This is a genomic window from Aeromonas sp. DNRA1 (assembly GCF_963888745.1).
Lineage (GTDB): Bacteria > Pseudomonadota > Gammaproteobacteria > Enterobacterales > Aeromonadaceae > Aeromonas > Aeromonas hydrophila.
This window is the reverse complement of the sequence record NZ_CAWPKQ010000003.1, coordinates 178844-195946: the sequence shown is the minus strand read 5'-3', so window position 1 is coordinate 195946 and position 17103 is coordinate 178844. Positions and strand designations below refer to the sequence as shown.

12 protein-coding genes, 3 tRNA genes and 1 other RNA gene are annotated in these 17103 nt (G+C 61.7%); 13 read left to right on the top strand and 3 right to left on the bottom strand.

What is annotated here, in order from left to right:
• From AACQ43_RS10960 to alr, 5 genes are all read left to right on the top strand, one after another.
• Positions 1-864 (top strand): CheR family methyltransferase, encoded by an 864-nt coding sequence (locus tag AACQ43_RS10960; protein ID WP_168967262.1) that lies wholly within the window; start codon positions 1-3, stop codon positions 862-864.
• Positions 861-1937, top strand: coding sequence for a protein-glutamate methylesterase/protein-glutamine glutaminase (locus AACQ43_RS10955; protein ID WP_077096897.1), 1077 nt, complete (start codon positions 861-863; stop codon positions 1935-1937). Before AACQ43_RS10960 ends, AACQ43_RS10955 begins: the two co-directional genes overlap by 4 nt.
• A gap of 2 nt (positions 1938-1939) precedes the next feature.
• On the top strand, positions 1940-3148 hold the full coding sequence (locus AACQ43_RS10950) for an EAL domain-containing response regulator (protein WP_076360935.1): 1209 nt from the start codon (positions 1940-1942) through the stop codon (positions 3146-3148).
• Between the two features lie 111 nt (positions 3149-3259).
• Complete coding sequence (locus tag AACQ43_RS10945; RefSeq protein ID WP_168967261.1) at positions 3260-4891, top strand: methyl-accepting chemotaxis protein; 1632 nt, start codon at positions 3260-3262, stop codon at positions 4889-4891.
• 475 nt (positions 4892-5366) lie between these two features.
• Positions 5367-6479 carry an alanine racemase gene (gene alr / locus AACQ43_RS10940; protein WP_211162532.1) on the top strand — a complete coding sequence of 371 codons (1113 nt, stop codon included), beginning with the start codon at positions 5367-5369 and terminating at the stop codon, positions 6477-6479.
• A gap of 350 nt (positions 6480-6829) precedes the next feature.
• Here the strand turns inward: alr and AACQ43_RS10935 are convergent.
• The 3 genes from AACQ43_RS10935 to dauA all read right to left on the bottom strand — a co-directional run bounded on the left by AACQ43_RS10935 (position 6830) and on the right by dauA (position 9081).
• Positions 6830-6958, bottom strand: a non-coding RNA gene (locus AACQ43_RS10935) — RtT sRNA.
• A 55-nt stretch (positions 6959-7013) separates the two neighbouring features.
• Positions 7014-7101, bottom strand: a tRNA-Ser gene (locus tag AACQ43_RS10930).
• A gap of 183 nt (positions 7102-7284) precedes the next feature.
• The gene (dauA, locus tag AACQ43_RS10925; RefSeq protein WP_175610140.1) at positions 7285-9081 is read right to left on the bottom strand and encodes a C4-dicarboxylic acid transporter DauA; all 1797 of its coding nucleotides are present in this window, start codon (positions 9079-9081) and stop codon (positions 7285-7287) included.
• Positions 9082-9575: 494 nt separating this feature from the next.
• Here dauA and AACQ43_RS10920 point away from each other — a divergent pair.
• The 8 genes from AACQ43_RS10920 (at position 9576) to AACQ43_RS10885 (ending at position 16921) form a co-directional block, all read left to right on the top strand.
• Positions 9576-9651: transfer RNA gene (locus AACQ43_RS10920), tRNA-Asn, on the top strand.
• Between the two features lie 2 nt (positions 9652-9653).
• Positions 9654-9729, top strand: a tRNA-Asn gene (locus AACQ43_RS10915).
• Between the two features lie 143 nt (positions 9730-9872).
• Complete coding sequence (locus AACQ43_RS10910; RefSeq protein ID WP_146061300.1) at positions 9873-10358, top strand: YqhA family protein; 486 nt, start codon at positions 9873-9875, stop codon at positions 10356-10358.
• A 118-nt stretch (positions 10359-10476) separates the two neighbouring features.
• Positions 10477-10926 (top strand): hypothetical protein, encoded by a 450-nt coding sequence (locus tag AACQ43_RS10905; protein WP_168967260.1) that lies wholly within the window; start codon positions 10477-10479, stop codon positions 10924-10926.
• 4 nt (positions 10927-10930) lie between these two features.
• A complete protein-coding gene (locus AACQ43_RS10900; protein WP_168967259.1) occupies positions 10931-13900 on the top strand; it encodes a YncE family protein in 2970 nt (989 codons plus the stop codon).
• A complete protein-coding gene (locus AACQ43_RS10895; RefSeq protein WP_128313280.1) occupies positions 13900-14718 on the top strand; it encodes an FTR1 family iron permease in 819 nt (272 codons plus the stop codon). Before AACQ43_RS10900 ends, AACQ43_RS10895 begins: the two co-directional genes overlap by 1 nt.
• Before the next feature lie 90 nt (positions 14719-14808).
• Positions 14809-16233: an FAD-dependent oxidoreductase gene (locus AACQ43_RS10890; protein ID WP_168967258.1), complete on the top strand. Its 1425-nt coding sequence runs from the start codon at positions 14809-14811 to the stop codon at positions 16231-16233.
• A gap of 127 nt (positions 16234-16360) precedes the next feature.
• Positions 16361-16921: a hypothetical protein gene (locus AACQ43_RS10885; protein WP_005302010.1), complete on the top strand. Its 561-nt coding sequence runs from the start codon at positions 16361-16363 to the stop codon at positions 16919-16921.
• Positions 16922-17103: the final 182 nt, after the last annotated feature.

Sequence of the window (17103 nt, the reverse complement as noted above, 5' to 3'; positions counted from 1 at the left end):
ATGGTGGCGCCCCCCTTCACGGCCGAACTCACCCCGACCCTCAGCCAGAGTGAGTTCGATCTGTTTCGCCGCTTCATCCTGAATTCGGCCGGCATCGATCTTGCCCCCTGCAAGCGGGCGCTGGTGCAATCCCGACTCGCCAAGCGGCTGCGGGCGCTGCACCTTACCAGCTATCACGCCTACTGGGAGCGGATCAATCAGTCCAGCGATCCCCACGAGCGGCAAGTCGCCATCAACCTGCTCTCCACCAACGAGACCTATTTCTTTCGCGAATCCCAGCACTTCAGCTGGCTCAAGCACCATGCCGAACAGCTGCTTGCCACTCGCCGCCAGCCGCTGCGGATCTGGTCCGCCGCCTGCTCCACCGGGGAAGAGGCCTACTCCGCCGCCATGGTGCTGGCCGAACAGCTCGGCATCAACGATCGCTGGAGCATCCATGGTACCGACATCAACACTCGGGTCATCCCCTTTGCCCGCCGCGCCGTCTACTCGGTCGAGCGGGCCCAGCACGTGCCGCCCCATCTGTGGCTGCGCTATTTTCAGCGCGGCCATGATGAGTTCGCCGGCAAGATCCGGGTCAAGCCGGAGCTGGCCGGCAAGGTCACCTTTGCCAACCTCAATCTGCTGACCTGCGGCGACTATCCGGAGAGCAACTTCGACGTCATCTTCCTGCGCAACGTGCTCATCTACTTCAATGACGAGACCAAGGCCCGGGTGCTGTCGCAGCTTTGCAACCTGTTGCGCCCGGACGGCTACCTGCTGGTCGGCCACTCCGAGATCATCCGCCAGCAGGATCTGCCGCTGGTGCAGGAGGCCCCCTCCCGCTACCGCTGCCTGCCCCTTCAGCCCAAGGAGCTGCCATGACCATACGCGTGCTTATCGTCGACGACTCGGCCCTGGTACGAGAGGTACTGACCCAGATGCTGAGCAAGGCGGAAGATATCGAGGTGATCGGCGCCGCCTTCGACCCCATCTTCGCCATGCAGCAGATGAAGAAGTGTTGGCCCGACGTCATCATCCTCGACATCGAGATGCCACGCATGGACGGCCTCACCTTTCTCAAGAAGATCATGGCCGAGCACCCCACCCCGGTCATCATCTGCTCCTCCCTCACCGAAGAGGGGGCCATGATCACCCTGGAGGCGATGTCGGCGGGGGCCATCTCCATCGTCACCAAACCCAGTGTCGGCATCAAGAGCTTCCTGCAGCAGTCCGCCAACGACTTCATCCAGGAGATCCGGGGCGCCGTCGGCGCCAAGCTGCGCAATCTGCTGCCCGGCGCCGCCCCGCTGCCGGTCACCCCGAGGCGCAATGCCGACGAGGTGCTCTCCCCGCCGGCGGAGCGGATCTCCTTTCGCACCACCGAGAAGATAGTTGCACTCGGCACCTCCACCGGTGGCACTCAGGCGCTGGAGTATCTGCTCTCCCGCCTGCCCGCCACCTGCCCGGGGATCGCCATTGTCCAGCACATGCCGGCCCGCTTCACAGCCTCCTTTGCCGAGCGGCTCAACAGCCTCTCCCAGCTGGAGGTGAAAGAGGCCGAGACCGGCGATCGCCTGCTGCCCGGGGTCGCCATCATAGCGCCAGGGGGCAAGCACCTGCTGATCCAGCGCAGCGGCACCCAGTATCTGGCGGAAGTCAAAGAGGGGCCGCCGGTCTCCCGTCACTGCCCCTCGGTGGACGTGCTGTTTCGCTCGGTGGCGGTGAGTGCGGGGCGCAACGCCCTTGGCGTCATCATGACCGGCATGGGGGATGACGGCGCCCGCGGCATGCGGGAGCTGCACGACACGGGCGCTCGTACCATCGCCCAGGATGAAGCCAGTTGCGTGGTGTTCGGCATGCCCAAAGAGGCCATAGCCCACGGCGGAGTGGATGAAGTCATGTCCCTCACCCACATTACCCAGACGCTCAGCCGTCCGGATCTACGAGGCGTGTAATTATGTCATTGGAAAAATGGCAAGGCCGCAGTGCCATGGTGGTGGATGACTCCCGTACCCAGCAGTACGAAGTGACCTGTCTGCTGCAGGAGCTGGGGTTCGGCCAAATCCACCTGGCCCATGATGGCCAGGATGCCCTGAACAAGCTGCAGCAGCTCGAGCGCATCGATCTGCTGCTGACCGACCTCAACATGCCCGGCATGGACGGGGTCGAGCTCATCAGCAACCTGGAGAAGAACACCCACTACCGGATGTTCGTGGCCGTCATGAGCGGGGTGGAGCGAGACGTGCTGGACGTGATCCACGCCATTGCCGATGCCAGTACCCTGGAGGTGATCGGCGTGCTGTCAAAGCCGCTGCGACAAAGCGATCTGCGCAACATGCTGCAGCATTGCGATCCGCTGGCACACCGGGAAAACAAGAAGTGGATGCAGCTCACCTTCACCGCCGAGGATGTGCAGCAGGCGCTGGACAACCGGCAACTGATCCCTTTTCTGCAACCCAAGGTGCTGATGGCGGACGCCAGTCTCTACGGCTTCGAGGCGCTGGTGCGCTGGATCCATCCCGAGCACGGGGTCATTCCCCCCATCTGCTTCGTTCACCACCTGGAAGAGGGGCAGCTGGCGCTCGATTTCTTCTACCAGTTTCTGCATGCCACCTGCGAGGCACTCACCACTCTGGACGCACTGTCCGATCACCCCACCTGCTCCATCAACATGCCGGTCAGCCTGCTGCTGACGGACAAGCTGGTCGAGAACATGATTGCCATCGTGCAGGCCCATCAACTGCCCTGCAGCGCCATCATCATCGAAGTCACCGAGACCACCTTCATGTCCAATCTCGCCATGTCGCTGGGCACCCTGGCACGATTGAGACTGCGGGGATTCGGCATCGCAATGGATGATTATGGCACCGGCTACTCCTCCATGAAGCAGCTATCTCGCTGTCCTTTCACCGAGATCAAGATTGACAAGGAATTCGTGCACGACGCCCATAGCAGCCCCAAGAAGCTGGCTATATTGACCTCAGCCATCGTCATGAGCCAGAAGCTCAACCTCAAGACGGTCGCCGAGGGAGTGGAAACCGAAGAGGACTGGAAGCAGCTGGCAATGCTCGGCTGCGAGCTGGCGCAAGGCTATTACATCAGCCGACCGCTGCCGGTCGATCAGATTGGAAAATGGTTTGCCGAATGGCAGGCCAGAGCGACCTGAGTCGTGACCCTTTGCGCTATTGAGGAACCCCGCTCTGAGAGGGCGGGATAACAACAACACCGGCAGTATCGACATCGCTGCATGGACGCTTGAAACAAGCATGAGGCTACCATGAACAACCTACTTCGCCAGCTCTCCATCAAGACGCGGCTTATCGTCTCCTTCCTGTTGCTGAATCTCATCCTGATCGGGGTCGGCCTCTACGGCAAGCAGAACACCAACACCATCAATGACATGCTCAATGACATGTACCTCAACATCCTGACCCCCATCACGGATGTCGCCAACGCCAACATGCAGGCCATCTATCACAACCGCTCGCTGTTCGACTATGTCATCGAGCCGAGCAAAAGCGGCATGGACCAGATTGCCAGGGATATGGATCTGCACGAGCAGAAGATGGCCGCCCTGCTGGACAAGTACCGGGCAACCCCGCTGAGCGAACCGGAAAAACTGGTACTGGCGGACTTTGACCGCGCCTGGCCGCTTTACAAGGAGGCGGCACACAAGGCGATGGCGGCAAGTGCAGCCAATGACAACGACAATGCGATCAAATTGATGAAGGGGGACGCGGCCACCAGCTTCAAGGTGGTGGACGATCTGCTCAGCAAGCTGGTCGACATCAATCAGGGGCTGGGCAAGCAGGCCTTCCATGAGAGCGACGTGATTGCCAGCAACATCAACACCGCCACCTACACCATACTCGCCATCTCGGTACTGCTCTCCTTGCTGCTGGGCTGGTTGCTCAGCACCAGCATCAACCAGCCGCTGCTCGCCATCATGCAGGATCTGCAACAACTGGCGCAGGGCAGGCTCACCGCCCCGGATCAGGCCGAGGGCAACGACGAGCTGACCCGCATGCAGCAGGCGATGATCAGCACCCGCCGCAGCCTGCGCGACATCGTCTCGACCATGCAGCATGCCGCTGAAAGCCTCACCGCCAGCGCCTCCCAACTGGGGGCGGCGGCCGAGCAGGTCAATACCAGCTCCCAGCAGCAGTCCCTCGCCACCGCCAACACCGCCGCCTCGGTCGAACAGCTCACCACCTCCGTCTCCCAGCTCTCCTCGTTCGCCAATCAGGCCAACAGCGTGGTGATGCAATCCGGAGAGATTGCCCAGGCCGGCGAGAAGCAGGTCAAGCACGCCTCCCAGGAGGTGCTCAGGGTCACCACGGCGGTCAACGACTCCGCCAAGCAGGTGCAGGGACTGTTTGACGACATCACCCGCATCAGCCAGATCTCGGTGATGATCCAGGGGGTCGCGGATCAAACCAACCTGCTGGCGCTCAACGCCGCCATCGAAGCGGCCCGGGCCGGCGACATGGGCCGCGGCTTCGCCGTGGTGGCCGACGAGGTACGGACCCTGGCGGCGCGCACCACCCAGGCCACTCAGGAGATCAACGAGATGCTCACCTCCATCCAGCAGGGGGCTACCAGCGCGGTCAAGGGGATGAGCGCCTGCTCCGACAGCATGAGCACGGTGCGGGAAACCACCGAGGGATCCAGTGAAACCATGGCTCAAGTTGATCAGAGCTCCCGCAAGGTGGTGGAACTGATCCAGGAGATAAGCTCCATGCTCCACGAGCAGGCCGCCGCCAGCCAGCTCATCGCCCAGTCGGTGGAAGAGATCACCCAGATGTCGCTGGAGAACGTCTCCGCTGCCGAGAGCGTCAATCACGACGCCTCCCAGCTGACCACCATCATCCAGCAGCTCAACCAGGGCATCGGGTTCTTCAAGGTCTAATAAAAACACCGAGACCCGCCCAGCCATGGGCCTGGCGGGTCTCTCTTCCTTATCCTGCCATCAAGACCCCATCTTGACCCCGCCTCTTTGCTACGGGCTCCCGAAGGTCCGGTGCAGGAGTGCCGACATCAGAGCGGCATCCGCTCAAACATCCATCAGAAATGGCCCAAAACAGCCTTATTCCCCTCCCGTTTTGAGGGACAAAACCAGTGATAAATACTGGGTCATAGGGAGCCAGAGAAAGCGTCGGCAGGCAAATTTATACAGAGGAATATCCCGTATTTTGCGCATTTACGCATTCCTATTCGCCACATAATTTACCAACAAAAAAACAACTGATAACATCTTTTTACATTTTAAAGCACATAAAACAACATGGTTCGGTGACCCCCCGTTTGCCCGTCCCGGCAGCCAGGATCACCGGATCGGGATTGAAACCAGCAGCCAACTTCTCATCGAGCAGACACCCGACCCCATGATGAATACAGTTACGGCCAGCATCGATATCGATGCACTCCAGCACAATTTTGCCGTGGTGCGCCGCCATGCCCCCCACAGCAAGATCATCGCGGTACTCAAGGCCAATGCCTATGGCCACGGGCTGCTGCCGGTGGCCCATGCACTCGCCCAGGCCGATGCCTATGCGGTGGCCAGGGTCGAGGAGGCGCTGGTGCTGCGCGCCAACGCCATCACCAAGCCCATTCTGGTGCTGGGAGGCTTCTTCAGTGCCGAGGCGCTGCCGCTGCTGGCGAAACACGAACTGCAAACCACCTTGCATACCTGGGAGCAGTTGGCACTGCTCGAGCAGGCCAGTCTGCCCGCCCCCATCAAGGTGTGGCTCAAGCTCGATACCGGAATGAACCGGCTCGGGCTGCGCGCCCTGGAGCTGCCCGCCTTCATCGAGCGGCTGAGCCATTGTCGCAACGTGGTACAACCGTTCCATCTGATGACGCATTTCAGCCAATCCGATGAACAGGATACCCAGGCCACTCAGTTGCAGATCGAGGAATTCAACCGCCTCTCTGCTCATCTGCCGGGCGAGCGGGCCATGGCCAACTCCGCCGGCATCCTCGCCTGGCCGGCGTCCCGCAGCGACTGGATCCGGCCTGGCCTCATGCTCTACGGCGCCTCCCCGTTTGCCGGTCAGCTCGCCGCCGACCATGACCTGCGCCCGGTCATGACCCTCAAGAGCCAGCTCATCGCCACCCGCGCCTGCGCGCAGGGCGAAGCGGTCGGCTATGGGGGGCACTGGGTGGCGGATCGAAATACCACTCTCGGCGTGGTGGCTGCGGGCTACGGGGATGGTTATCCGCGCATGGCACCCGAAGGGACCCCCATGCTGATCAATGGCCGCAGGGTGCCCATCGTGGGTCGGGTTTCCATGGACATGATCACCGTCGATCTGGGGCCGGCGGCCCGCGACAAGGTGGGAGACGAGGTGACGTTGTGGGGGGAAGGGCTGCCGGTGGAACAGGTGGCCGAAAAGATAGGCACCATCCCCTACGAGCTGCTGACCCGCCTGACCAGCCGGGTCCATCTGACGCACTGCGACAAACGCGAACAGATGCCGATGCTGAAGCTTGCCTGAGCAGCGAGTACGGGTCTGCGATGTGGCCCCTTTAATGCCGTAATCAGGAGCAGGTAAGCCTTATACCCAGCCTCCTAGCGAGAGCAGCAACTTCACAGAAGGAGCCCCTGCCTCTTAGCATTGGCATGAAGGGCGTCCCTGCTGCCGGGTTCAAGGAAAATCGAAGCCGACCAGGCTCTGCTCGATGCGGGCGTCAGGCATCATGCACCGCAGCCCGTCCCCCAGCCTGGCACCGGCCTCCTGCAACGCCGCCAGCGGCATCTCGGGCAAGCCCTGCGGGCGGCTCGAACCGAGCTACCGTCATCGGATAAAATAAAGGGCCTGTCTTGCGACAGGCCCTTTATTTTATTTGGCGGTGAGGGAGGGATGATTAGCCGCTACGTGGCTTACCCCTTCGGGGCGGCCTGTGGCCGTTCATCGCAGCAAGCTGCTCTGCTCGAACCCAGCGAGGGTTCTTACCCTCCCTCTTCGACATGAGCTGATAATTCTTCCCCCAAAGCAAAAAACCGACCATCAGGTCGGTTTTTTGTAATTTGGCGGTGAGGGAGGGATTCGAACCCTCGATACGTTGCCGTATACACACTTTCCAGGCGTGCTCCTTCAGCCACTCGGACACCTCACCAAATTTTGGTCTGCTGTTTAACGTGCTCAGCCAGCACGATGTTCGCTGCGCTGTTGCGCTGGAACGGGGCGTAATGTACGGGATACGACGGCATGCGGTCAATGCAATTTTTCACTTTTTGCGTTCGTTTGCTCATTATCCGAACCAAGTGACTAAAAACATGCCGTTTCGTATCCCTTTCCATCAATTTCCAGTCGCTTCGTGCAAGTGCTCGCCTTTGAGCGCCTCTTCCAGCGAACCGTAAAACTCCAGCTGACCGGGCACCGGACGCACCTTGGCGCGCGCCAGGGTCTTGAGCGGCTGGAACTGCAGCTCGGCGACCCGCAGTTGCACTCCCGCCTTGGCCATCTGCTTTTCAAACTGCAGGAAGGCGGAGAGCCCGCCGGCGTCCAGGATGGAGACTGCCTCCATCTGCAGCACCAGCAGCTTGTGGCCCTTGACCTGGGCTACCAGCTCGCCGAACACCCGCTCGGCAGCGGCAAAGAACAGCGGGCCGTTGATCTTGTAGAGCAGCGCCTGCTCCGGCACCTCATGGGCATAACGCTTGTGATCCGCCAGATCGTGCAGCTTGGTCATCTTGGCAATCTCGCGCATGAACAACAGGGAGGCGAGGATCACCCCGAAGGTGATGGCGATGACCATGTCAAAGATCACGGTCAGCGACAGACAGACCAGCAGCACCAGCACGTCGGATTTTGGTGCTCGCCGGATCAGCTCTACCACCTTGTGCGCCTCGCTCATGTTCCAGGCGACGATGAGCAGCAGGGCCGCCATGGCCGAGAGCGGCAGCCAGGAGAGCCAGGGCGCCAGCACCAGGATGGCCGCCAGCACCACCAGCGCATGCACGATGCCGGAGATGGGAGAAGTAGCCCCGGCCCGCACGTTGGCGGCGGAGCGGGCAATGGCGGCGGTGGCGGTGATGCCACCGAAGAAGGGGGCGACTATGTTGCCAAGCCCCTGCCCCACCAGCTCGGCGTTGGAGCTGTGCTTGCGACCTGTCATGCCGTCCAGCACCACGGCGCAGAGCAAGGATTCAATGGCCCCCAGCATCGCCATGGAAAAGGCGGCGGGCAACAGGCGCTCGATGGCGGCCAGGTTCCACTCCACCGGCGAGCCATCCGGCCCCGGCAGAGCCCAGGGCATCACCAGGGTCGGCGCGATAGGCGGGATCCCCATGCCCTGACTGCCGTCGGCCAGGGTATAGCTGAACTTGCTGCCGATGGTGGCGACGTCCACCCCGAACTGATGCAGGCCAAAGCCAAGGCCCACCCCCACCAGCACGGCGGGCAGGTGGCCTGGCACCGGCAGCCGCAGGCGCGGCCAGAGCAGCAGCACCGCCAGGGTCGCAATCCCGACCAGCGTATCCCCCCACTGCCAGCTGGGCAGGGCATGGGCCAGCGCCTCGACCTTGCCGATGTAGGTTTCCGGCATCTCGGGCACGTGCAGGCCGAAGAAGTCCTTTATCTGCAGGGTTGCAATCACGATGGCGATACCACCGGTGAAGCCCAGAGTCACCGAAGGCGGAATGTACTCGATGAGACGTCCGAGCCGGGCCACCCCCATGGCCACCAGAAAGAAGCCCGAGATCAGGGTCGCCATCAACAGGCCGCCCACGCCGAATTGCTGGGCCACCGGATAGAGGATCACCACGAAGGCGGCAGTCGGCCCCGAAATGGAGAAGCGGGAGCCGCCGGTCACGGCGATCACGATGCCCGCGATGATGGCGGTATAGAGACCGTGCTGCGGCGGCACGCCACTGGCGATGGCCAGCGCCATGGCCAGCGGAATGGCGATGATGCCGACCGTGATGCCGGCGATCAGGTCGCGGCCGAAACGGGGAACGCTGTAGGGTTCGTCAATACAGGATTGGCGTAAAGCAATGGCCAGCTTCACGCTTTGCAAAGGTGCTTGGTTGTGCATGTATTCGTAATACCAGAAGAGGGAGATAAAGGCCGGATTGAACCGGCGCCCGATCATCATCAAGGGCCGGCAGAGCTGTCGACACGGCGATGGTATCCTGGCCAACCATACCCCAGCCGATGAAATATTTCGATGGGCGGGATCAATGAATGGCCGTTACCACGCAAAATTAGCGTTTATTGTCAGCATATCGACCACTTTTCTCACCATTACGCAGCACACTCACTTCGCCTGCTAACCAATTTATCCCGCCCTTATGCATCCCCTGTCTCTCCCCTCCTTTATATCTGCCATTGCTCGGCCATAAGACAACGGCTCATCCCGCACCATGCCATCCCGAGTATCGGCATATCCTCATCCATCCCCTCCTTATGCCACTGAGCCGTCTCGATGAGCCCGAGAGGGCAGCGCCAAGCTGCTGATTGTGCTGAAAATAGTCCACAGCGGCCAAGTTTTGGGCAAACGGGCCAAAATCCCCTTTTTGCAGCGGATCGCGGGTTGACACCCGGCGGATGGGCCATTAATATCCGCAGCGTCTCGACGAGACAGGCAATTCCTCCTTAGTTCAGTCGGTAGAACGGCGGACTGTTAATCCGTATGTCACTGGTTCAAGTCCAGTAGGAGGAGCCAATTCCCTCGTAGTTCAGTCGGTAGAACGGCGGACTGTTAATCCGTATGTCACAGGTTCAAGTCCTGTCGAGGGAGCCACATTTTAAAGCCCAGCCTTATGGCTGGGCTTTTTTCGTTTCCCCTTTCTTTGCCGCCATCAGCCCTCTGAGCGCAAACCGGGATGCCCTCGATGGCGGATCCGCGCCATAATCAGCTCAACCTCACCCTCTTCAGGAGTTTTCATGCGTCGATTCAATTTCATGCTCAATGGCAGCCGGTTGATGATGTTCCCCTTCTATGTCTGCATTCTGGTGTGCGTGGCCCTGCTGATGGTGAAATTTGCCATGCAGCTCTATCTGCTCTGCACCAACATCATCGAGATCCACTACATGGACCTCATCACCGGCGTACTCACCCTGGTGGACTTCGTACTGGTGGCCCAGATGCTGATCCTGGTCGCGGTCTGCGGCTATGTGCAGTTCATTCAGACCCAGGAGCAGCGCGAGGCCATCGGCGACAACTGGCTCAGCAAGATCAACTTTGCCTCCCTCAAGCTCATCGTCATCAACTCCCTGGTCACCATCGCCGGGGTGGAGGTGCTCAAGGCGTTTCTCGAAGATGGGATCACCAATGAGGTGGAGATGAAGTGGTCCGTGGTGGTGTTTCTCGCCTTCTCCACCGCGGCACTCATCTACGCGGTCACCGAGCGACTGGCGGACCATAAATAGCGCCGGTTTTCATTCAGCCTTTATTCATTAAGAGCGGAATTGATAACTCTTTTCATTACCTTTCCTGCATTGTAAACTTGCTCCCCCCAGGCTGCAGTGCCTGGGCGTTGGAGCACCTATGACAAGCCTTTCCCTCTCACCACGACACTGCTGGCAGTGGCTGGCCTATCACCATCAGGCCGCCGAGGGCTCCCTCTATCTGATGTTCTTCTCCGGCCTGCTGCTGTGGGAACCGCTGACCCCGCTCTGGTCGCTGGCACGCTGGAACCTGTTTTTGCACGTCGCCCTCTCGCTCACCCTGTTTCCCCTGCTGTTCGGCGCGTTCTGGCTCTCCCATCGCAGCCTGCTGAGCAAAAGCCGCAAGCCATTCTTGCGCACCACCGGCCGCATCATCGAAGCCTTGCTGCTGGTCTGTCTGGCCAGCGGACTGCTGCTGGTGCTGCACGGCACCCCGGGCGATGACATGGGCAACCTTGCCAGCTGGGCCCACTGGCTGAGCGCGCTCGCGTTGACTCCCCTGGTGCTGCGCCACGCCTGGCGCTGGACCATCTTGAAATGGCGCACCTGATCTTATGTTGAAGTTGTTGTTATCCCTGATGTTGGCCACCCTGCTGCTTGGGACCGCCTCGGCGCAGGAGATGGGCACCGCCATGATTGCCTATGACGAGGGGAGTGCCCCGCGCCTTGTCACCGCCAACCAGAACGCCGGCTCGATCACCCTGCTTGAGCGCGATAGCGGCAAACGACTCAAAGAGGTGCAACTGGGAGGCGATCTGCGCCAGCTGGCCCGCGCCGATAATGGCCCCCTGCTGGTCACTGACTACCGTGGCGATCGCCTGCTGCTGCTGGATGATGAACTCGAGCTGGAAAAGGCGATCCCCACCGGCCATAGACCCTACGGGGTCATCTTCGATCCCAAGCGGCAGTGGTTCTGGGTCACGCTGTTCGAATCAGCTCGCCTGCAGGCCTATGACACGGCGGGCAAGCTGCAGCTGGATGTGGCCACTGCCGAGACCCCGCGCGGACTGGCCTTGACCGACAATGATCGCCTGCTGCTCACCCACGCCATGACCGGCCAGCTAGCCATCTATGATCTCGCCAAGCTTGAGAAGGACGCGAAGAGTGCTGCCCTGCCCAAGCCCAGACTCATCACCCTGGCTGAAACCCACAGCGATACCCCGAGCGACTCGCAGGGCTTGCCACGCCTGCTGGATGGCATCGCCCTCTCCCCCGATGGCAGCGAAGCCTGGCTGCCCCACGTGCTGTGGAGTTTCGATCACCCCTTCCAGTTTCAGAGCACCGTCTTCCCGGCGGTCTCCATCATCGATCTGGATGAAGAGAAAGAGCGGGTCGATGAAAGAAAGCAGCTCTTCTTGCAGATCAACCTGCCCAGCGCCGGCAACCGCAGCCAGATCGTCTCCAACCCGTTCGCGGCGCGCTTCGCCGCCGATGGCAAGCGGGTCTACCTGACCCTGGCGGGCTCGGAGGACCTGCTGGTGTTCGACCTGTCGCGCAGCGGCAAGCAGAACAGCAACCGCCACAGACGCAAGAAGTTTCAGGGGGGCGCCAAGGCGACCCAGCTCCTTCGCCACCTGCCGGGCCAGAATCCGCGCGACTTGTTTGTAGACGGCAACCACATCCTGGTGCACAACGTCATGGGGCAGGATCTCACCCGCCTCAACACCGGCGGTAGCGGCCCCTTCGCCCGGGTCACAGTCGATGTGCCCCACTTCGCCAGGCTGGTAGAGACGGATCCGCGCCCCGAACCGCTCAAGCGCGGCGAGAGGTTGTTCAACCTTGGCAACACCGCCGCCAACAGTCGCTTCCCCATGGCGGGGGACAACTGGATGAGCTGCAACTCCTGCCATCTGGACGGGTTCAACTTCACCAACAGCTATCTGATGGCGGCCCACCGCCAGCAGAGCGGTGACAATGCCATCAACGGCCACGCCAACCTCGCCAACATGGTGGCGGGGGACTTTATCGGCGAATACCTGCGCATGACCCAGCAGACCCAGGGCGGCATGGGCCATGACACTCGCGATGGCGCCGAGGCGGTCGACCCCGCCAAGCCCCAAGCAGAGGTGAAAGCGATGATGGAAGATCTGCACGCCTTCGTCACCGCCGATGGCAACCTCCCCTATCTTGCCAACTGGCTGCGGCTCGATGCCCCGCGCAGGGATCCCGCCAAGGCACCGACCACTCACCCGAAGGAGTGGCTCAACTCCGCCTCCTGCCAGAACTGCCACCAACAGGCGTTCCAGGACTGGAGCGAGAGCAACCACCGGCTGATGGGCAACTCCCACCCCTACTACAAGGTGGTGCAGGCGCTGGCCCGCGAAACCGAGGGCGAAGCCTTCGGCCAGTGGTGCCAGGGCTGCCACATGCCCCAGCAGGTAATGAACGGTCAGCAGGATCTGCCCAAGGGATCCCACATGTTTGAGCGGGGTGGTGCCTCGCTGATCGCAGCACACCAGAAAGGCGAGCCCGTGGTGGAGGAAGGGACCGGCTGCGTGCTCTGCCATCGCATCACCAAACTCGAGGATGCTGGCGGCAACAGCGCCTTTACCGTGAATCTGAAAGACCGCGAGAGCTATGTGTTCGAAGATGCCACCGGTGGCAGCCTCAAGCACTGGCTGGCGGAGCGGCAGATCAACGCCCGCCCCGCCATGCACAAGGCCTCTTACCAGAAGGATTTCTACCGGGACGCGGCCCTGTGCAAGTCCTGTCACAACGAGTTTGCCCCCGGTACCGGCGCCAATATCGTCAACACCTGGGATGAGTGGGAAAAATCCAGCTTCGCCAAGGCGGAGGATCCCGCCAAGCGGCGCACCTGCATCGACTGTCACATGAACCCTACACCTGGCAACGGCGGCGCGCCGGTGGCCGGCCAGTCCACCGAAAACGGCACAGTGAAAGAACGGCTCTATCGCCACAACTTTACCGGCGCCCAGCACCAGCTGGTGGGGCTGAGGAGTGCAACGCTCGAGCAGGAGAGCCTGGCGCTGCTGCGCTCAAGCGCCACCCTCTCTGCCCGCATTGAAAACCAGAGCGGCCAGCCTGCACTGGTGGTGCGGGTCGCCAATACCGGCGCCGGCCACGCCCTGCCCACCGGGGTCGCCGATTTCCGTGAACTCTGGCTGGAGCTGACCGTCACCGATGCCAGCGGCAAGCTGGTGCTTGCCAGCGGCCAGCCGGTGGATGGCGCCGTCCCTGAAGATGCGCGACTGTTCAGAAAAGTATTCGGTGATGCCGAGGGCAAGCCGGTGGGGCTCAAGTTCTGGCGCTACGCCAAGCTCCTTGAAGATACCCGTATTCCGGCCGATGGCTGGCGCGATGAAGCCTGGCCGCTGCCGGTGGATGCCCAGGGCCCCTTCAAGGCCGATATCAAACTCAATTTCCGCACCTACCCCAAGTGGGTCAATGATGCGGTGCGCGCCGCCGAGCCGAGCTTGCCGGAGCCACCCATAGTGCTACTCAATCGGCTGCAACTCACCCTGCAGCCTCTCCCCGTCACGCCCGCTACGGAGCCTCAAACCTGATGTTTGCAAGTTTTCTCATTACCCTGCGCGAGGGGCTGGAAGCCTTCCTGCTGGTCGGCATCTGCCTCTCCTACCTCGCCAAGCTGGGGGCGAGCCGCTACAACAAATTCGTCTATCTGGGGGTGGTGCTGGGCCTGCTTGCCTCTCTCGTGGTCGCCTTCCTGTTCCAGGTGGTGGTGAGCCAGTTCGAGAGCGAGCGCTACAACCATTTGCTGATGGCGGGGATCCTGATTTTCGCCACCCTGGTGCTCACCTACATGGCGGTCTGGATGCAGAAGCAGGCCAAATCCCAAGTGGGGGCCATGACGGCGCGCATCGATGCCGCCATCGACGGCGGCAACCTGTTCGGTCTGGTGCTGCTCGCCTTCCTGGCGGTGATGCGCGAGGGGTTTGAAACCGTGCTCTTCTTCTCGGCCCTGGTCTACTCCGGACAAGGGGTGGATCTGCACGAGGGGCTGATGGGGGCGCTGGGCGGCCTGCTGCTGTCGGTGGTGCTGGTGTGGGGGCTGCTGCGCTCCACCCGCAAGGTGGCGCTGGCCCCCTTCTTCCGCTGGACCGGTCTGCTTATCATCATCATCGCAGCTGGCCTGCTGTCGTCCGCCGTCAACATGCTGCAGGCAGCCGGGCTCATCACCTTCTGGACCGAGCCTGTCTTCAACATCAGTCACATTCTCGACGATCAGGGGGTATTTGGTACCTTCCTGCGCGCCCTGTTTGGCTACAATGCCTCACCAGCCGGCCTGCAGTTGCTGACCTGGGCCAGCTACCTGGTGATCTTCGTCACCGTCTGGCATCGCAACTATCGTCCCCAGCGCTGATCGCCCAGCGCGGCAGCGGATGACAAGGCGGCTCAACGGGGCCGCCTTTTCCACTTTTTCTCTTTTGGTCAGCATTTCGGATAAAGAGTCATGAGCGACAACAACACACAACACATTGCGGTACTGGGCGCCGGCCCGGCCGGTCTGATGGCCGCCTGGCGCCTGCGCCAGGCCGGTTTTGCGGTCACCCTGTTCGAGCAGGAGAGCGTGGTGGGCGGCATGTGCGCCACCCAGACCTTCAAGGGGCGCGACGGTGAGTATCGCTTCGACTACGGCGGCCACCGCTTCATCACCAAGAACCCCGAACTGCTCGCCTTTATCGACGAGCTGATGGGGGACGATCTGCTCCACGCAGAGCGCAAGAGCGTGATCCGCTTTGGCGGGCGCACCTATGACTACCCCTTGAACCTGCCCAATCTGCTCAAGACGGCGCCGCTCGCCCTGATGGCCGGGGCGGTGAAGGATCTGCTGCTGTTACCCTTTGCCAGGAAGCCCACCGATTTTGCCAAGGCGAGCTTTGCCGAGTGGATCCAGAGCCACTTCGGTCGCACCCTCTATCGCCAGTTCTTCGAGGGCTACACCGGCAAGCTGTGGGGCATCAACCCGGACCAGCTCTCCGCCGACTGGGCTGGCCAGCGCATCAGCCTGATCGACCTCAAAGACGTGGCGCGCCGCCTGCTGCCAAGACGCAACGGCAGCATCTCGGTGCGCACCTATGCCCGCAAGTACCGCTACCCAAAATATGGCTTCGGCCAGATCTTCACCACCCTGGGGGAGCGGCTGGTGGCCGAGGGGGTTGAGCTGAAAACCGGCGCCACCATCACCCGCCTTGAGCAGGCTGATGGCCGTATCGAACGGGTCTATTGGCAACAGCAGGGGATTGAACAGAGCGAGCGATTTGATCAGGTGATCTCCACCCTGCCGCTGCCGCTCACCTGCCAGCATCTGGGCTTGCCGTGCGATCTGCACTACCGGTCGCTGCGCTTCGTCAATATGCCGCTCAAACAGGAGAACCTGTCGGACAACACCTGGCAGTACCTCTCCGACCCCCATATCCTGGCCACCCGCTTGCAGGAGCCGCGCCGCCGCAGTCCCTTTATGGCGCCCCAGGGCCAGACCTCGGTGATGCTGGAGATCCCCTGCAATCCGGGGGATGCCACCTGGCAGGCGCCGCTCGCTGATCTGCGCGGCCGGGTCACCACTGATCTCGCCAGCCTCGGCGTCGATACCGCCAAACTTGGCGATGAGACCTTCGAAGCGCGCAGCGAGTACGCCTATCCGCTGATGGACCTCGGTTATCAGGCCCGCCGCAACGAGGCCATCAAGGCGCTGATGCCCATCACCAACCTCATCATGACCGGCCGTCAGGGGACATTCCGCTACATCTTCACCGACACCGCCATGGAGATGGGGATGATGGCCGCTGACATGGTGATCGACGGGGTGGACAGACGCCACGCCATCTTCAACCATCGCAACGAAAACACCGTGATCGAGACCCAGAGCGTGGCGTGAGCACGATGACAGGTGTTCAACAGGCAGACAGACGCCGCAACACCTTCAATCATCGCAACGAAAATACCGTGATTGAGACCCAGAGCGTGGCCTGATGGCCGCGCCATAAACAAACAAGGAGAAGAGGATGACCATCCGCCCGGGTTTACTTGCCCTCACCCTGCTGCTGGCCCTGAGCGGGCAGGCGCAGGCTTACTCCTACGCCGCTGCCGGCAAGGAGCCGCTGATCGATGCTCGCGAGGCACTGCTGGGCGCCGCCACTGACGGCAAGGATGCCAGTGCCACCTTGAGCGAGATCGCCGAGGAGCTGACCTATCTGGAGGAGCACCACAAGGTTGAGCTGCAAGCACCGCTCGCGGCCGCCATCAAGGCCAAAGACGCCGCGGCTACCGCGGCTCTGCTCAACCGGGCCTACAAGGCGGAGATCGAACGCCGCCTCGAGGGGGCCAGCCAGAACCTTGGCGACTACCAGACCGCCAAGGTGCTGGTGGTCAAGAGCAAGCGCTTCCTCGATTTGATCCTCCCCTCCCTCAGTGAAGGGGATCGCAAGGCCGCCGAGCAGGCGCTGGCCAAGGTGCTCGATGCCATCGGTAACCCGGGGGTGTTCGGGGTGGGCGCCAAGCCCGCCGATGCGGCCGCCTTTAGCGATGCAGAAAAAGCGCTGATGGCCGTGCTGGCGCCGCTCTGATGGCTACCTGCCCATCACTGCGCCACCTCGCTGTGACAAGCGGTGGGTTTCGCTGCGCGCTACCCACCCTACGCACTTTGATGACCTCTCATTGATGACGACGGCCCCCCTCATCCCCGACCCTTCTCCCACAAGGGGAGAAGGGGGGCGTCACCATGGCCGATTACGCTTCGCCAATCGAC